General features: G+C 64.6%; 16 protein-coding genes. 8 read left to right on the plus strand and 8 right to left on the minus strand.

Features of this window, described 5'->3' with window-relative positions:
- Positions 1 to 69: 69 nt before the first annotated feature.
- The 5 genes from AB4Y73_RS17970 to AB4Y73_RS17990 all read right to left on the minus strand — a co-directional run bounded on the left by AB4Y73_RS17970 (position 70) and on the right by AB4Y73_RS17990 (position 5,348).
- Positions 70 to 1,878, minus strand: a complete 1,809-nt coding sequence (locus tag AB4Y73_RS17970) for an ABC transporter permease (RefSeq protein WP_441873578.1) — start codon at positions 1,876 to 1,878, stop codon at positions 70 to 72.
- Positions 1,875 to 2,942, minus strand: a complete 1,068-nt coding sequence (locus AB4Y73_RS17975; RefSeq protein WP_441873580.1) for an ABC transporter ATP-binding protein — start codon at positions 2,940 to 2,942, stop codon at positions 1,875 to 1,877. The genes AB4Y73_RS17970 and AB4Y73_RS17975 overlap by 4 nt, the downstream gene beginning before the upstream one ends.
- 68 nt (positions 2,943 to 3,010) lie before the next feature.
- Positions 3,011 to 4,096 (minus strand): extracellular solute-binding protein, encoded by a 1,086-nt coding sequence (locus tag AB4Y73_RS17980; RefSeq protein ID WP_441873582.1) that lies wholly within the window; start codon positions 4,094 to 4,096, stop codon positions 3,011 to 3,013.
- A gap of 217 nt (positions 4,097 to 4,313) precedes the next feature.
- Positions 4,314 to 4,748: an acyl-CoA thioesterase gene (locus AB4Y73_RS17985; RefSeq protein WP_441873584.1), complete on the minus strand. Its 435-nt coding sequence runs from the start codon at positions 4,746 to 4,748 to the stop codon at positions 4,314 to 4,316.
- Between the two features lie 96 nt (positions 4,749 to 4,844).
- Positions 4,845 to 5,348 (minus strand): GNAT family N-acetyltransferase, encoded by a 504-nt coding sequence (locus AB4Y73_RS17990; RefSeq protein WP_441873586.1) that lies wholly within the window; start codon positions 5,346 to 5,348, stop codon positions 4,845 to 4,847.
- A 163-nt stretch (positions 5,349 to 5,511) separates the two neighbouring features.
- On the opposite strand from AB4Y73_RS17990, the gene AB4Y73_RS17995 reads away from it, so the two are divergent.
- The 3 genes from AB4Y73_RS17995 to AB4Y73_RS18005 all read left to right on the plus strand — a co-directional run bounded on the left by AB4Y73_RS17995 (position 5,512) and on the right by AB4Y73_RS18005 (position 7,277).
- The gene (locus tag AB4Y73_RS17995) at positions 5,512 to 6,015 is read left to right on the plus strand and encodes a MarR family winged helix-turn-helix transcriptional regulator (RefSeq protein ID WP_441873588.1); all 504 of its coding nucleotides are present in this window, start codon (positions 5,512 to 5,514) and stop codon (positions 6,013 to 6,015) included.
- Between the two features lie 75 nt (positions 6,016 to 6,090).
- Positions 6,091 to 6,390, plus strand: coding sequence for a hypothetical protein (locus tag AB4Y73_RS18000; RefSeq protein WP_441873590.1), 300 nt, complete (start codon positions 6,091 to 6,093; stop codon positions 6,388 to 6,390).
- Entirely contained in the window at positions 6,387 to 7,277 is an 891-nt protein-coding gene (locus AB4Y73_RS18005) for a serine/threonine-protein kinase (RefSeq protein WP_441873592.1), read from the plus strand. The genes AB4Y73_RS18000 and AB4Y73_RS18005 overlap by 4 nt, the downstream gene beginning before the upstream one ends.
- A gap of 21 nt (positions 7,278 to 7,298) precedes the next feature.
- Here the strand turns inward: AB4Y73_RS18005 and AB4Y73_RS18010 are convergent, their stop codons facing one another.
- Both AB4Y73_RS18010 and purB read right to left on the minus strand, forming a co-directional pair.
- Complete coding sequence (locus tag AB4Y73_RS18010; protein WP_441873594.1) at positions 7,299 to 7,979, minus strand: histidine phosphatase family protein; 681 nt, start codon at positions 7,977 to 7,979, stop codon at positions 7,299 to 7,301.
- 111 nt (positions 7,980 to 8,090) lie between these two features.
- A complete protein-coding gene (gene purB / locus AB4Y73_RS18015) occupies positions 8,091 to 9,533 on the minus strand; it encodes an adenylosuccinate lyase (RefSeq protein WP_441873596.1) in 1,443 nt (480 codons plus the stop codon).
- A gap of 197 nt (positions 9,534 to 9,730) precedes the next feature.
- On the opposite strand from purB, the gene AB4Y73_RS18020 reads away from it, so the two are divergent.
- Positions 9,731 to 10,054, plus strand: a complete 324-nt coding sequence (locus AB4Y73_RS18020; protein WP_441873598.1) for a hypothetical protein — start codon at positions 9,731 to 9,733, stop codon at positions 10,052 to 10,054.
- A complete protein-coding gene (locus tag AB4Y73_RS18025) occupies positions 10,042 to 11,424 on the plus strand; it encodes a hypothetical protein (protein WP_441873600.1) in 1,383 nt (460 codons plus the stop codon). The genes AB4Y73_RS18020 and AB4Y73_RS18025 overlap by 13 nt, the downstream gene beginning before the upstream one ends.
- Before the next feature lie 74 nt (positions 11,425 to 11,498).
- Here the strand turns inward: AB4Y73_RS18025 and AB4Y73_RS18030 are convergent, their stop codons facing one another.
- Complete coding sequence (locus tag AB4Y73_RS18030) at positions 11,499 to 11,927, minus strand: phage holin family protein (RefSeq protein ID WP_441873602.1); 429 nt, start codon at positions 11,925 to 11,927, stop codon at positions 11,499 to 11,501.
- 79 nt (positions 11,928 to 12,006) lie between these two features.
- On the opposite strand from AB4Y73_RS18030, the gene AB4Y73_RS18035 reads away from it, so the two are divergent.
- The 3 genes from AB4Y73_RS18035 to AB4Y73_RS18045 all read left to right on the plus strand — a co-directional run bounded on the left by AB4Y73_RS18035 (position 12,007) and on the right by AB4Y73_RS18045 (position 15,532).
- Positions 12,007 to 13,125, plus strand: coding sequence for a histidinol-phosphate transaminase (locus tag AB4Y73_RS18035; protein ID WP_441873604.1), 1,119 nt, complete (start codon positions 12,007 to 12,009; stop codon positions 13,123 to 13,125).
- 149 nt (positions 13,126 to 13,274) lie between these two features.
- On the plus strand, positions 13,275 to 14,552 hold the full coding sequence (locus AB4Y73_RS18040) for a thiamine pyrophosphate-dependent dehydrogenase E1 component subunit alpha (RefSeq protein ID WP_441873606.1): 1,278 nt from the start codon (positions 13,275 to 13,277) through the stop codon (positions 14,550 to 14,552).
- Positions 14,552 to 15,532 carry an alpha-ketoacid dehydrogenase subunit beta gene (locus AB4Y73_RS18045; protein WP_441873608.1) on the plus strand — a complete coding sequence of 327 codons (981 nt, stop codon included), beginning with the start codon at positions 14,552 to 14,554 and terminating at the stop codon, positions 15,530 to 15,532. Before AB4Y73_RS18040 ends, AB4Y73_RS18045 begins: the two co-directional genes overlap by 1 nt.
- Positions 15,533 to 15,583 lie beyond the last annotated feature (51 nt).

The raw sequence follows: 15,583 nt of genomic DNA on the forward strand, positions 1-15,583 counted from the left end.
GTCCGGCTATCGATCCTATGCCGTGTGTGCCGGGGATTCCCGGCAGGACCCCGGACGGGCCTGGCTACCTCAGGGCCGGCCGGCGGGCAACGGTGCAGCCTCGGGCACGGGGGCAGCCTCTGCCGCGGCCACCTTGCCCGGGGAGCTGCCCGCGCGTTTTCCGGAAGTGCCGGTGCCGCGCCGGCTGGACCGGCCATAGACAAGGTACATGGTCAGCCCGGTGATGACCATGAGCAGGACGGTGTAAACGAATGTGTTCGCCACGCCCTCCACGCCTTCGGCACCGTCAGTGTTCGCTTTGATGATCAGGCCCAGCGGCTGGACCAGCGGATGTGCCAGGAAGATGGCCGTGTCGTAGTCATCCAGCATGCTGTTGAAGTTCAATGCGGCGATGGCTGCGGCGGCAGGAAGCACCAGGGGCAGCAGGATCCGCCGGAAGACGTAGAGGGTCTTCGCGCCCATGATGGCGGCGGCCTCCTCCAGCGAGGAGTTGACCGACGCGAAGGACGCCTTGAGCATGCGGAGCGTGAAGGGGATCTTGACCGTGACGAACGCGATCAGCAGGATCACTGTGGTTCCGGTCAGGACGGCGCCGCCCACCAAAGGGTTGGGGTGGTCGTAGCTGATGATGAGGCCCAGGGCGAGCAGGGCCGAGGGCAGGATCCAGGGGATGTGGAGGAGGTACTCGAAAAGGGAACTGACCCAGTTGCGGTACTTCTGCAGGAGGCGTGCCACGAACAGCAGGCCGCCCACGGCAATCACGGCGGCGAGGGCACTGTAGATGACGCTGATGATGAAGGGCCGAAGGCCGGATTCCTGGGTCAGCACCCGGATGTAGTTGTCCAGCGTCAGGCTGCCCGGCGAGAGCTGCCCGGTCTGGATGGCCGCCCCGTCAGCGAACGAATACAGCACGATCAGCAGCACCGGCAGGCTGTAGACGGCGAACAGCAGGTAGGCGACCACGTGCACAACGGCGTTGGCTGCCGGGTTGGTGATCTGCTGTTTCTGCAGGGCGGAGGACACTTTTGACACTGAGAAGTAGGTGCCGCCCTTCTCCAGCCGGGTCATTACCGCCAGCATCAGGATGGTGGCCACGCCCAGGATGACAGCCAGCAGCGCCGCGAGGTCACGCGAGGTAGGGCTGTTGGTGAAGGTCAGGATCATGGGGGTGATGGTCTGGAAGTCACGGCCGCCCAGTACTTGCGGGGCACTGAGTGCACCCAGTCCCGTCAGGAAGGACAGGATGGTGACGGCGAACAGTGTGGGTTTGAGCATGGGCAGCACCACCCGCCGCAGGATGGTCCAGGTGGAGGCGCCCAGGTTTTTGGCGGCCTCGATGGTCTGGTAGTCCACGCCTTTGAGCGCGTTGGCAACAAACAGCATGTGGTTGGTGGTGGTGGCGAACGTCATCACAACCAGGACAGCGAAGAAGCCGGAGAACCACGCCGCATCCATGCCCGGGAAGGCCTTCAGGAGCAGGGCCGTGACGATGCCCTTGTCCCCGTAGATGAACTTGTACCCGGCCGCCAGGACAATGCCGCCGTAGATGAAGGTGGACGCGTAGCCCAGGAACAGGATCCTGGAGCCGCGGATCTTGAAGTAGTGGGTGACCAGGACAATGAAGATGCCCACCACATTCACGGTGATGGACAGGGCCACGGCGAGCATGAAGCTGTTGCCGAGGGACTTCATGGCGCGCTGGGAGGAGAACAGCTTTTCCGCGGCGCGTCCGGAGAAGCTGCCGTCCGGGAAGAACGTGGCGATCAGGACGTTGAGGTTGGGCCAGACCAGGAACGCGGCGATGAACCAGGTCAGTACCGTTCCCACGATCAGGATGAACGGGGAGCGGAGCATGCTTTTCGCTGAGGTCCCGCTCATGGCGTGACCACTGCCTGGTCCTGCCTTTCCAGGGCCTTGCCCGTGTCCGGGTGGTACTGCAGCACGTGCCCGGGCTGGACGTACACGGTGGTTTCAGCGCCCGCCCCGGGGTGCGTGGCGCCGTCTTCCTTCACCAGCAGCCGGAGGTCCGCGCCATGGCTCCGCACAATGTAGCGGCTGTGGAGCCCGTGATAGGTGCGTGAAGCCACTTTCCCGGAAAGCCCGACGGCGGTGCCTCCATTGGCGGGCGGCGTCAGGGACGCCTTTTCCACCCGAAGATAGGACTTGGCCGCGGCGCTGAGTTCGGCACCGGAGAGCCTGTTGAGTTCAGCGATGAACTCCGGTGTCAGCGGCGAGCTGTCGCCGATGAAGTTGCAGACAAATTCCGTGGCGGCGTTATCGTAAATCGACTGCGGTGTCCCCACCTGTTCCACGACGCCCTTGTTGAAAACTGCCACCCGGTCGCTCATGGCCAGGGCTTCGTCCTGATCGTGCGTGACGTACACGGTGGTGATGCCGAATTCGCTCTGCAGGTCTTTGAGCTGCTGCCGGAGCTGGTGCCGGAGCTTGGCGTCCAAGTTGGACAGCGGCTCATCCAGCAGGAGGATCTTGGGCCGCAGCACCAGAGCCCGGGCCACCGCCACGCGCTGCTGTTGGCCACCGGACAGCTCGGCAACGTTCTTCTGCAGCTGCTCGTCGCTGAGCTCCACCCGGTGCGCGATGTCGCGCACCAGGTGGTCGGTCTCAGCGGACTTCTCTTTCCGGACCCGCAGTCCGAAGGCGATGTTCTCCCAGACGCTCATGCTGGGGAACAGGGCATAGTTCTGGAACACCATGCCCACCTGCCGCTTGTCGCTCGGTAGCCGGGTGACGTTCTTCCCGTCCACATGGACCGTACCGGCAGAAGGTTCGATGAAACCCGCCAAGGTGCGCAACGCCGTCGTCTTCCCGCACCCCGAGGGACCCAGAAGCGTGAAAAACTCTCCGGGTTTGACGTGCAGGTCGAGGTTCGGGATGGCTACGAAATCGCCGAAGGTGACTTCGATGTTGTCTAGGCGGATCATGGTTACCTGTCTCGGGAAGAGCCGGCTGGTCCGGCTGTGGTGCGGAACGGGGCGCGGGGGTGTGGCTCCTACTGCATGTATTCGAGTTCGATCTTCTCCACCCAGGCACCCATGTTCTTTTGGACGAAGCCCCAGTCGATGTCCTGCTGCTTAACGGTCGAGAAGAACTTCACCACATCGGGGTTGGCCTGGGCCGCGGCAGTCTTGTTGACCGGCATCGAGTTGAACTTCTTGGCGAAGGCACCTTGCACGTCCGCGCTGCCGAACCAGTCAATGAACTTCACGGCCTCGGCTTTTTTCTTTGTTCCCTTGACGAGGGCAATCTGCTCAACGGCCAGCGGCACGCCGACTGACGGGATCACCGTTTCCACGTTGACCTTGAACGACTTCTCACGCTCGGCAATGATCGAGGAGGGCATCTGGCCCATGTCCACGTCGCCCGAGGCTATCCGGGCGAAGAGGTCGGTCTTGGCCACGGCGGGGCTGCCGTTCCGGAAGTACTGCTCAACCTGCTTCCAGCCCTCGGCAGAGATGCCCAGGTCGCCGGAGTCATCCTTGTAGCGGGAAAGGATGCCGGCGAACACCAGCTGTGCCGTCGCGGTTCCGAGCCCTGTCACCCGCTCGTAGCGGGACTTGAACTCTTCCTTGGTCCAGAGGTCCGTCCAGTCCTTCGGGGCGGCGTCGGCACTGATCTTGTCGGAGTTGTAGCCAAGAAGGATGGCCTGCTTCACGAGCGGCCAGTATGCCTTGCCGTCACCGTTGTCTCCTACGGCCGTGTCCACTTCGCCTGCCCAGGCCGGTTCGAAGGGCTCCAGGGCGCCGGCGGCCTTAATCTGCGCGAAGTACATGTTGTTCAACCCGAAGGCGACATCGGCAACGGAGTTGTTCTTTTCCGCGATGAGTTTGTTCGTGGCATCTGCGCCGCCGGCCCCAACCACTTCGATCTTGAAGCCCGCTTTGGCGGCCTCCGCCGTCCACCATTCGCCGCGGCCCTCGCCGTTGGAGTTGGTGTAGACCACCAGCGTTTCACCGGAAGGAACGGTGGATGTCGACGACGGCTCGCCTGACGCGGCGGGGGTTGCCGTGCCGGCGCCACAGCCGGCCAACAGGGTAACGGCGACGGCGGCGGCCATCAAAGTCTGGAGTTTACGCACGATCAGGACTCATTTCTGAACTTGGCTCGGAGCATTGTCCGGCAAGCCTATAGCCGGACTCGACAGATGGGGGCGTTAAAAGCTATCGATTCGATAAACAGCCCGGCTGTCTAGTCTGGTCCTGTTGCCGGAACACTCTGGGCACAGTGCGTAAACGTGCGGTGAACGTCCGGAGGCGGGCGGGCGGGCAGCCTCCCAAAGGCGAGTCCCGCCGTCGTCAGTCCTGGTTCAGCGTGTCGGTGAGGTGGTGCGTCGGGATCCTGTCCCTGTCGTAGGTGATTTCGGTGTAGCCGTGCGGCTCCGGCTGGCCCGATGGGCTGAGGTTCACAAAGACGATCTGCTCAATGGTGAGGATGCTCTGCCGCGTGATCATGTTGCGGACTTCGGCCCGCATGGTCAGCGACGTGCGGCCGAAGCGTGTGGCGGTCAGGCCCATCTCGATCAGGTCACCCTGGACGGCGGAGCTGACGAAGTTGATTTCGGAGATGTATTTTGTCACCGCACGCCCGTTGCCGAGCTGGAGGATGGCGTAGATGGCCGCTTCCTCGTCGATCCATTTCAGCAGGCTCCCGCCGAACAGCGTGCCGTTGGCGTTGAGGTCCTCCGGCCGTACCCATTTGCGCGTGCGGAAGGTGATGTCTGCTGATTCCATAGGGCGAGGTTAGCCGACGGGCTGTGCCGTGCGCAGTGTCGGGCGGCTGTGTGACGCCCGCCGGCAGCAGCTGCCGTTCAGCGGTCGCGTCCGGTCTCAGGCCATGGCGGTGTGGGCTGCGCTGTGTGAGTCGATGGGTTTGGCATAGCAGTACGAGTGCTCCACGCCGGCGTAGGCGCCGAAGTTGGGGACGGGTTCAAAGCCGGAATTCTCGTAGAAGTTCCTGCCATCGGGCTGCGCTGAGCCCGCTTCGGCCTTGATCCGCCTGATTCCCTGTTTGTGCGCCTCGGCCTCGAGGGCCGCCAGGATGGAACTGGCCACGCCTGAGCCGCGCGTGTAGGGGAGTACATAGAGCCGTTTGATCTCCGCCGTGTCGTCGTCCAGGAGCCTGAGTCCGCCGCAACCCACCGGCTGGCCGGACCCCTTGTCGTAGGCCACCAGGAAAACGGCACAGTCAGCGCCCGACGGCGGGACCCCGGGTTCGTGGTCAGGCGTACCGAAGCGGGCGTCCAGTTCTGCCTGCTGGGCCCGGCGCAGATCGGCACCCACGGGGTTGGACCAGGTCACGGCCCTAATGTTGAGACGCGGGTTGGTCTGCATGGTTTGCCTCGATTCGCCGAAGGGTTATGCCTGATAAACCTATGGGCCGGCGGTTACGCCTGTGTTTCCTCGCCGTAAGCACTGAGAGAACAGGGGCGGACGGAGTACCTCAACGACTGAACATTCTCGATGGCCTAGTTATCAGGCGGTCTAAGATGATTGCATGGGCTCCAAAAACGAAGGTTCCGGGTATTGGTATGGGCCGGACGGCCAGTTGGACTACAGCGCCGCAGTGTTGAAGTCCCTCCGCGACTACCGCACTGCCGAGACGACCGTCCGGCGCTCCACCCGCGACTCCATGGGCATGGGGGAGACTGACATCCTCGCTTTGAGGTACCTCCTGCGTGTCCAGGCGTCCGGGGGGACGGTGGTGCCCAAGGACCTGAGCCGGTTCCTTGGGATAACAAGCGCCTCCACGACATCCCTTGTTGACAGGCTGGTGGCCACCGGTCACGTGCGGCGTGAATCCCATCCAACAGACCGCCGTTCAGTCGTGGTGGTGCCGACCGTCGAGTCCGACCGCGAGGTCCGCGAAACACTGGGTGAAATGCACCGCCGAATGATGTCCGTGGCCGAGGGCCTCACGGCGGAGGAGGCCCGGGTAGTGGTCGAGTTTCTTCAGCACATGACCCGTGCCATCCAGGCCGGGCATCAGGAGCGGGATTAAACTCGCTAGCCTAGCTAGCTAGTTCACCTAGTAATATGTATGCTTACGACTAGTCCGGAGAATCCAGAGGGAGTCATGAGCGCCATCAACGCATATTTTGAGGCAGTGCCGCCGGGTCCAGTGTCCGCACCCGCCGCAGACCGGGGCGACTGGCCAGTTCACTGCGCCACGGAGATGGAAATAGTGGTGCCCGCCTTGGGCGGAACCGCAGTCGAATACACGTTTGAACCGGAAGAGGGGCCCGTGCAGTTGCCCCCCGTGTGGCGCTGCAGTTGCGGCTTCCAGCTCGATGCCTGGGCGACCGGCTGGCCGGAACTGGCTGAAGAACCGCTGACGCCAGAGCAGCGAGTGCCTGCCCTTGCTGTCGGAGCATGACGGCCCTGGCGGCTGTGCCTTTGGTAGCGGCCTCTGCGAACGGCGGCATGCCCGAGGGGGCGGTGGTGGGCGGCCGTTTCCAGCTGAGGGAGAGACTGGGGCGGGGCTCCATGGCCCAGGTCTTTCGCGCCGTGGACCTGGCGGGCGGCCGCGACGTCGCGGTGAAGCTCGCGGCTGACGACTCGCTCAAGCACCGCGAGAGGATCGCCAACGAGGCCGCGGTCCTGGCCGGTTTGAACCATCCTTCCGTTATCACCTTCCATGGGGAAGGGGCCATGCCGGGGCCGCGGCACTTGCCCGGCCGGCCCTACATTGTGGAGGAACTGGCGCTTGGGCCCAGTCTTGCCCAAGTAGCTAACGGTCCGTTGCGGTCCCCGCAGGAAGTTGCTTCCTGGGCCGTTGGACTTTTTGATGGCCTCATCCACCTTCACGGCCGGGGCGTGGTGCACCGGGACATCAAGCCCGCCAACCTCATGCTCAGCGGGCTGCGGCGAAGCCCGGTCCGGATCGTGGACTTCGGCATCGCGTCCGCCGCGGGCGCGGCGCCCGAGCCGGGCATGTCGTCAGGAACTGTGCACTATATGAGCCCGGAGCAGGCATCGGGTGGTGCCGCGGAGCCGGCCTGGGATATCTACGCCTTGGGCCTGGTCCTCCTGGAACTGCTGACCGGGGCCAGGGCTTACACCGGCACGGCTGTGGAGTCCCTTGTGGCACGGACACTGCGCAGCCCCGGGGTTCCCGCCGAGCTGGGGCCAGGCTGGGGTGAATTACTGCGCGCAGCCACCGCGATGGACAGCGCCGCACGCCCCTCCGCAGCTGAGGCTGCAGTCATGGCCCGGCGCCTGGCTGTTACCCCGCAGCCAGTAAAGCTCCTGCCCCTGCGCTGAAAGCCGCAGCCGCTCCGGCTGTTACCGGCCGACGACGTCCGTTCCGGTGGGGTCCTCGGCTGTGGGGTCCGCAAGGGCCAGTCCGCCGACGGGGCTGCCGTCCCAGTGGATCAGTTTCCACCCCGAAGCGGGGTCCCCTTCCACAGCCACGATGCCGGTGTTGGCCAGCACATGGCGGGCGGCGAACTCGTGATCGGCGCCGTCGGCGCGCAGGCCCGCCCACGTGCGGATAGCGGCGCCATGGCTGACCACGGCGACTACGGCGGTGTGCAGCCCCCCGGTGGCGCGCTCGGCAATCCTGGCGATGTCGGCGTCGTACCTTTCAAAAAACTCATGCCCGTCCGGGCCGGCAGGCATCCGCCGGTCAAGGTCACCGGCCGCCCAGGAAAAGACCGTGGTCATGTACTGCTTGTGGGCTTCATGGTCCGTGAGCTTCTCCAAGGAGCCCGCCTCGATTTCGTGGAGCCCGTCCAGCACTTCAACCTCGAGGCCCTGCAGCCTGGACAGCGGAGCAGCAGTGATCTGGGTCCGCACCAGCGTCGATGCGTACAGTGCCCCGATCTGTTCATTGGCCAGGGACCGCGCCATCGCCTCAGCCTGCCGCTCACCCAGTTCGGTGAGTCCGGGCCCCGGGTGGGCTGTGTCCAGTTGGCCGAGTACGTTGCCGGGGGTCTGTCCATGGCGGATGAGGAGAAGCTTCATGGCTCCAGTTTCGCACCTGCGGGGCACGGCCTGCCCCCACCGGAAAATGAAGGCGCCGGGCCCCTGGGACCCGGCGCCGCCGTCGTACTTCTCTGGGGCTGGAAGGCAGCCCTACTTGAGGTGGTCCACCAACTGGTCCGCGATGCCCGTGTACTTGCCGGGCGTGAGGGCGAGAAGTCGCGCCTCGGCGTCGGCGGAGAGGCCCAGGCTCTGGACGAACTCCTGCATGCGGGCGGCGTCCACGCGCTGGCCGCGGGTGAGGTCCTTGAGCCGCTCGTAGGGGTTTTCCATGCCTTCGACGCCGGCAATCGCCTCGGCGCGCATGACCATCTGGATCGCCTCGCCCAGGACTTCCCAGTTGGTGTCGAGGTCAGCGGCCAGGACGTCCTCGGCCACATCGAGCCGGTCCAGTCCCTTGGCGACGTTGGAGATGGCCAGCAGGGAGTGGCCGAATGCCACGCCGATGTTGCGCTGGCTGGAGGAGTCGGTGAGGTCGCGCTGCCAGCGGGAGGTCACGAGTGTGGAGCCCAGGACGTCCAGGAGGCCGGAGGAGATCTCCAGGTTGGCCTCGGCGTTTTCGAAGCGGATCGGGTTGACCTTGTGCGGCATCGTGGAGGATCCGGTGGCGCCGGCCACGGGGATCTGGGCGAAGTAGCCGATGGAAATATAGCTCCAGATGTCCGTGCAGACGTTGTGCAGGATCCGGTTGAACCGTGCGACGTCGGCGTACAGCTCCGCCTGCCAGTCGTGGCTTTCGATTTGGGTGGTCAGCGGGTTCCAGGTCAGGCCGAGGCCCTTCACGAAGGATTTCGAAACCTGCTGCCAGTCGGCGCCGGGGACGGAGGCCACGTGGGCGGCGTAGGTGCCGGTGGCGCCGTTGATCTTGCCCAGGTATTCGGTCTTCGCGATCCGGTCCAGCTGCCGGGTGAGGCGGTGCGCGATGACTGCCAGTTCCTTGCCCAGCGTGGTGGGGGTGGCGGGCTGGCCGTGGGTGCGGGACAGCATGGGAACGGCCCGGTTGTCCTCGGCCATCGTGCTGATCTGGGCAACCAGGGCACGGGCGGCCGGAAGCCACACATCCTCCACAGCACCCTTGACGCCGAGGGCGTAGGAGAGATTGTTGATGTCCTCGGAGGTGCAGCCGAAGTGGACCATGGCGGTCAGGTTCTCGATGCCGATGGCCGGCAGGCGGCGGCCGATGTAGTACTCCACAGCCTTCACGTCGTGAACCGTGACGGCTTCGATTTCTGCCAGTTCAGAGACGGACGCGGCGTTGAACTCGGTGACGATGGCACGCAGCTGGTCCTGCTGGTCCTGGGTCAGCGGGCCGGCGCCGGGAAGGACGTTGTTACTGGTCAGGTGGATAAGCCATTCAACTTCCACCGCCACGCGGTCACGGTTGAGGGCCGCCTCGGACAGGTAGTCAACGAGGGGTGCGACGGCGGACTGGTAGCGGCCGTCCAGCGGGCCCAGAGCGATCGGCTCCGGTGACGCGGCAAGGGCCAGGCGTCCGGAGGGCGTGCGGGTGTCAGCTGTGGCGGCAGTTTCAGGCATGTGCTGATTCTTTCACGAACTCCCGCCGCGGCTGAAGCGGGAGCTCAAGCGGTGGCCTGCGGGGGAGGCTCCGGGTGACTTGTCCACATAGCCGACGGCGGTGCTCCCGTCGCGCGGACGCCTTCCGTAGCGTTGGGGCTCAGACGTGAAGCATCACCCGACGCGGCAGGCAACGCGGTGACCAAGCAGGGGGACGAATGACCGGAGATTCGATGGCAGCTGATCTGGCCGCGCTGCTGTCCCGTGGCTACGAGGTCCAGGGCCTTGCAGCGCGAGTGGCCGCTTGCTCGGACCGGGTGGACCGTATTCTTGGCAGCTTCCGGGAGATCCAGTTGCTGGAGTGGCAGTCACCGGCCGGGCGCGCCTATCGGGATTCAGTTGCCCTCCAGGAGGTACAAGTGGGCAGGGCACGGGTTCTCATTGAGGATGCCCTGACGGCAGTGAACCGCTACGCGCTGGAACTTGCCTCCGCTCCAGCCGCCTCGGCCGCTCCGGCGGGACAGTTCCCATGGCCGAGGTAACGCCGTCCGGTTCAGGCGGACCCATCAAGCTGACCGGCCCCACTAGGGACGGCGGCATGGAAATTCGGGGCGGCATTGGCGGCATCACCTTCCAGTTAGAGGAACTCGTGGGCGGCGCGGAGAAGCTGGACCTTCTGGCGGAGGAGCTGACCGCACTGGAAACGGAAGTGCAGCGGATCCAGAACAATCTGGGGCCCTACCGCCTTGATCGGGCGGTTGCGTGGATGGACGCTATGTCCACGCTCACCCGGTCCGGGGCGGCCATTCAGGCTGTCCGCGCAGAGCTGCAGGCCATCAGCAGCCAGGTCCGCGCCAGCAAACGGGACTACGAGGCGGCGGAGGCGGTGACAAGCCTCTTTGCCAACATGGGCATTCCGTCGGTCGCCGACTTTGAGCATGTCCGCCTGGACGATCCACTGTGGCCCGACCTTCGCGGCATGGATCTGATGCTGCGCAACGTGGTGAAAGCCAAACGGGAACTCCTGGGCATCGCGGAAGCCGTCTTTCCCGCACTGAAGCCCCGCCGCATAGTGGTGGACCGGAAGGAGAGCCTGCCTGTTGACTTCGATGGATCTCCAGCTGCCCTCCTTGAGAGGGCACGGATCGTCGATGCGAGAGGACCCGGTTACATCGAAGTCATCGAAACGGTTTCGGGCGGCCAAAAGGCCTATGTCGTGGTCATCCCAGGTACCCAGGCAGACGGCGACGTTGGCGGAGCGAACCCGTTCGATGTGGCAGGCATCGACGAAGCCGTGGGGCATGGATCTGCCGAGGTTAACATTGCCGTGCGGGCCGCATTGCGGGAAACCGGGGCAGAAAAGGGGGCATCGGTTGTGGCGGTTGGTTACAGCCAGGGCGGGATTCACGCGATGAATCTTGCGGCCGACCCGCTGTTCCGCACTGAATACGACATGAAATACGTACTGACTGCAGGGTCGCCGGTTGGCGGCATCGACCCGCGCGGTGATGTCAGTACCCTCCACTTCGAACATCGTCAGGACGGGGTTGCCGGGATGGACGGGACGGCGAATCCGGACGCCCGGAACAGGGTGACTGTGACGCTCCTTGACCAGGTGAGAACGCCGGAAGGCGAGGATGTTGGTCTTGGTCCGGGGCATCGGCTCGCCAATTATCAGGCGGCGGCCGGTCTTGTGGGAGTCAGTGACGACCCCACCCTGAGACATTCAACAGCAGTTCTTGCCGGGGTCTTGGGGGCAGGCGGCACGGCGACGGCCACCCGCTTCGCCATGACGCGGACCCCCGCCGAAAAGTCGAGTGCGCCGGGGCCCCGGCTGCAGCCGGGGCAGGCCCCTTCATCGCCAAAGTCTGAGTCGGACCGTCAGGTTACAACAGGAAAGATGCAAGGTTGAGCGGCGCCGCAAGCAGGACTGCGGGTGGTCTACTGGATGGCTACGGAGGAGGGGGATGCGCATCAACGCAGGCGCTAACCCCTGCGTCCGCCCGGGACCCTGCCCGCGACCAGCGAGATGAGGGTGATGATGATGGCCGCGAGGACCGCTGTCCAGAAGAACGAGTCGATGGTGAAATGCACCGGTGTGTAACTGCTGAGCCATGACGTCAGGTAAAGCATGGCGGCGTTGATAACGATCGTAAACAGGCCCAACGTGAGGATGGTGATGGGCAGGGACAGGAGGCTGACCAGGGGACGGACAAACGCGTTCACCACACCGAAGATCAGCCCGATGAACAGATAGGCCAGGATAATGCCGATGGTCTCGGTGCCCTGCGTGACGCCCGTGTTGGCCACAGCCTCGGTGGTGGCAGTGGTGGAGATATCCAGTCCCGGCAATATCCAGCTGGCAATCCAGAGGGCCAGCCCGTTGATCAGGACCCGAACAATAAAGGAGCGCATGGGATTATGCTGTCACACCGCCCCGTGAGCTGCCCGGGGGCCCGCTCCTCCCTACGTCGGGAGAAGTAGGCTAGTTTGCATGACGTCATCAGAGACCGTGCCCGGGGAAATCCGGCCACGCCCCGTGGTGGGCCGGCTTCCCCGCTACGCTGCAGGAAAGCCCCCCGTCGCTGTGGACGGGCTGGCCAGCTACAAACTTTCCTCCAACGAAAACCCCCTGCCGCCGCTTCCGGCAGTGCTTGAGGCCATCGCAAACCAACAAGATTTCAACCGCTACCCGGACCCGCTCAGCAGCAAGTTGCGCAGCACGCTCGCCGAGTTCCTGGACGTCCCGGCGGAGGACATCGTCACCGGAGCCGGAAGCCTCGGTGCCCTGAACCAACTCCTTTCCACCTTCGCCGGGCAGAACGACGACGGCAAAGCCGACGAAGTGATCTATGCGTGGCGTTCCTTCGAGGCTTACCCCATCAGTGTTGGCCTGGCAGGCGCGGAAAGCGTTCAGATCCCCCTGCTGGCCGACGGACGCCATGATCTGGCGGCCATGGCTGCGGCCATCACGGTGCGCACCAGGGTCATCCTGCTCTGCACACCCAATAATCCGACCGGCCCTATCCTGACCGCCGCCGAAACGGAACAGTTCATTCAGGCCGTCCCGTCAGACGTCGTGGTGGTCATCGATGAGGCCTACCAGGAGTTCGTTCGCGACGAGGGCGCAGTGGACGGCATCGCACTCTACCGCCGATACCCCAATGTGGTGGTCCTCAGGACCTTCTCCAAGGCCCATGGCCTCGCCGGCCTGAGGGTGGGGTACAGCGTCTCAAACCCGGGCCTGACCCAGCACTTGCGGGTAACGGCCACGCCTTTCTCCGTGTCACAGATCGCCGAGCAGGCGGCAATTGTTTCCCTGCAGAACTACCCCCAGGTTGTAGAAAGGGTACAAAGCATCGTGGACGAACGTGACCGCGTTACCTCCGGGCTGCGGGAGTTGGGCTGGTTTGTACCCGAGGCGCAGGGCAATTTTGTCTGGTTGGACCTGGGTGAGAACAGCGCGGAATTCGCCGAGCTGGCGGGAGAGCAGGCGCTCTCGGTGAGGGCCTTCGGCGCCGAGGGTGTTCGCGTCAGCATCGGCGAACCGGAAGCGAACAGCCGGTTTCTGGCCCTCTGTGCAAACTATACAAAGCCGCCACGGCGTTCCTAGCGCTTAACGTGCGCTTCGACGAAGACCTACTGAAGATAAAGTAAGAATCAGTAAGCCAATATATATGCCGGACATGGAATGCATTCCGTAAGTGGCATATATCCCAGCGACATTGCAACGCATCCGCATGCGGCAAGCAAGGAGACGGTATGGGCGCCACACATTTGCCCTCCACCGAGTTCGACGGTACAGCGGTAGACGACCAGCTTGAGGCCGAAGCCGAGGCCCGCCTTGGCGGTCCCGCCGAGCCTATGGTGCAACTGCTGGCGCCTGACGGGACGCTGGGCACTGACCCGGTTTTCTCGGCGTACGCGGACAGGCTGGACGCGGAGCAGCTCCGTGGTTTCTACGCCGACATGGCCAAGATCCGCCGCTTTGATGTTGAGGCAACGGCGCTTCAACGCCAAGGACAGCTGGCGCTCTGGGTCCCGCTCACGGGTCAGGAGGCGGCGCAGATCGGCTCGGGACGTGCCAGCCAGCCGCAGGACTACATCTTCCCCACCTACCGGGAACACGGCGTCGCCCTGACCCGCAACGTGGATCTCGCCGAACTCCTCCGTCAGTTCCGCGGCGTCTCCAACGGCGGCTGGAACCCCAAGGACACCAATTTCCACCTCTACACCCTTGTCCTTGCCGCGCAGACGCCGCACGCCGTCGGGTATGCCATGGGAATTCAGCGGGACCAAAAACTCGCAGCCGCGGCAGCCGGGGAGGGGACCGACCACCCGGCCGAGCCCAAGGCTGCAGTTATGGTGTATTTCGGCGACGGCGCCAGTTCGGAAGGCGACGTCCACGAATCCATGGTGTTCGCCTCCTCCTATGACGCCCCCGTGGTGTTCTTCTGCCAGAACAACCACTGGGCCATCTCGGTGCCCAGCACCGTGCAGACGCGCATTCCGCTGTCCAACCGGGCCAAGGGCTACGGTTTTCCGGGCATCCGGGTGGACGGCAATGATGTCATCGCCGTCCATGCCGTTACGGAATGGGCCTTGGAGCGGGCCCGGGAGGGCCACGGCCCGGTGCTGATCGAGGCCTTCACCTACCGGGTCGGCGCGCACACAACGGCCGATGACCCCACGAAGTACCGGGAATCCTCCGAGGAAGCCCTGTGGCGGGCCAAGGATCCGCTCGACCGCCTGGAAAAATACCTCCGCGCCCAGGGTTTGGCGGAGGACGCCTTCTTTGCGCAGGTCAAGGCCGACGGCGACGAACTCGCCGCCTATGTCCGCAAGACAACGCACGACCTCGAGACCCCGGATATCCGCACAGCCTTCGCCAACACGTACGTCGAGGCCCATCCGCTGGTGGCGGAGGAGCTGGCCTGGTTCGAGGAGTACAGCGCCGGATTCGCTGACGAAGCGGAAGAAAGCCTCCCCGGGGCCGCAGGCACGGAAGACGATGAAACAGCGACAGGAGTGGCCCGCTGATGACCACCATGACCATAGCCAAGGCCATCAACGAGGGCCTGCGCGCCACCCTGGACAACAACCCCCGTTCGCTGCTCATGGGCGAGGACATCGGGGCGCTGGGCGGCGTTTACCGCGTCACTGACGGTCTCCTTGCTGAGTTCGGGGCGGACCGGGTGGTGGACACTCCGCTGGCGGAGTCCGGCATCATCGGCACTGCCATTGGCCTGGCCCTGCGCGGATACCTGCCCGTCTGCGAGATCCAGTTTGACGGCTTTGTGTTCCCCGGCTTTAACCAGATCACCACGCAGCTGGCCAAGATGCACGCCCGCAGTAACGGAAACCTGACAGTTCCCGTGGTGGTCCGGATCCCCTATGGCGGCGGCATTGGGTCCATTGAGCACCATTCGGAATCGCCGGAGGCGCTCTTCGCCCACACGGCCGGACTGCGGATCATCACGCCGTCGAACGCCCATGACGCCTACTGGATGATCCGGCAGGCCGTCGAGTGCCAGGACCCCGTCATCTTCTTCGAACCGAAGCGCCGCTATTGGCTCAAGGGCGAGGTGGATACGGAGTCTCCCGGTGCGTCGGCAGATCCGTTCAAGGCACATGTACTGCGCGAGGGCAGCGACGCCACCGTGGTGGCCTACGGGCCACTGGTGCCGGTGGCCCTTGCCGCAGCTGAGGCCGCGGCTGAGGACGGCCACAGCATCGAGGTCATCGACCTGCGCTCAATTTCCCCGATCGACTTCGATACCGTCACCGCCTCCGCTAAGAAGACCGGCCGCCTCGTGGTGGCCCACGAGGCCCCGACTTTTGGAGGCATAGGCGGCGAGATCGCAGCCCGGATCAGCGAACGCGCGTTCCTTTCGCTGGAGGCTCCCGTGATCCGCGTGGGCGGCTTCCACATGCCCTACCCGGTGGCGAAGGTCGAGGAAGACTACCTTCCCGGCATCGACCGAATCCTCGAGGCGCTGGACCGCGCCTTGGCCTACTAGGCGCCCCGCACCGCCTGCGCCCGCCGCAAAACTCGTCGCAAAAGAGGACAC

The sequence above is a fragment of the Pseudarthrobacter sp. TAF60_1 genome (assembly GCF_052113505.1).
In the GTDB taxonomy this organism is placed as follows: Bacteria; Actinomycetota; Actinomycetes; order Actinomycetales; family Micrococcaceae; genus Arthrobacter.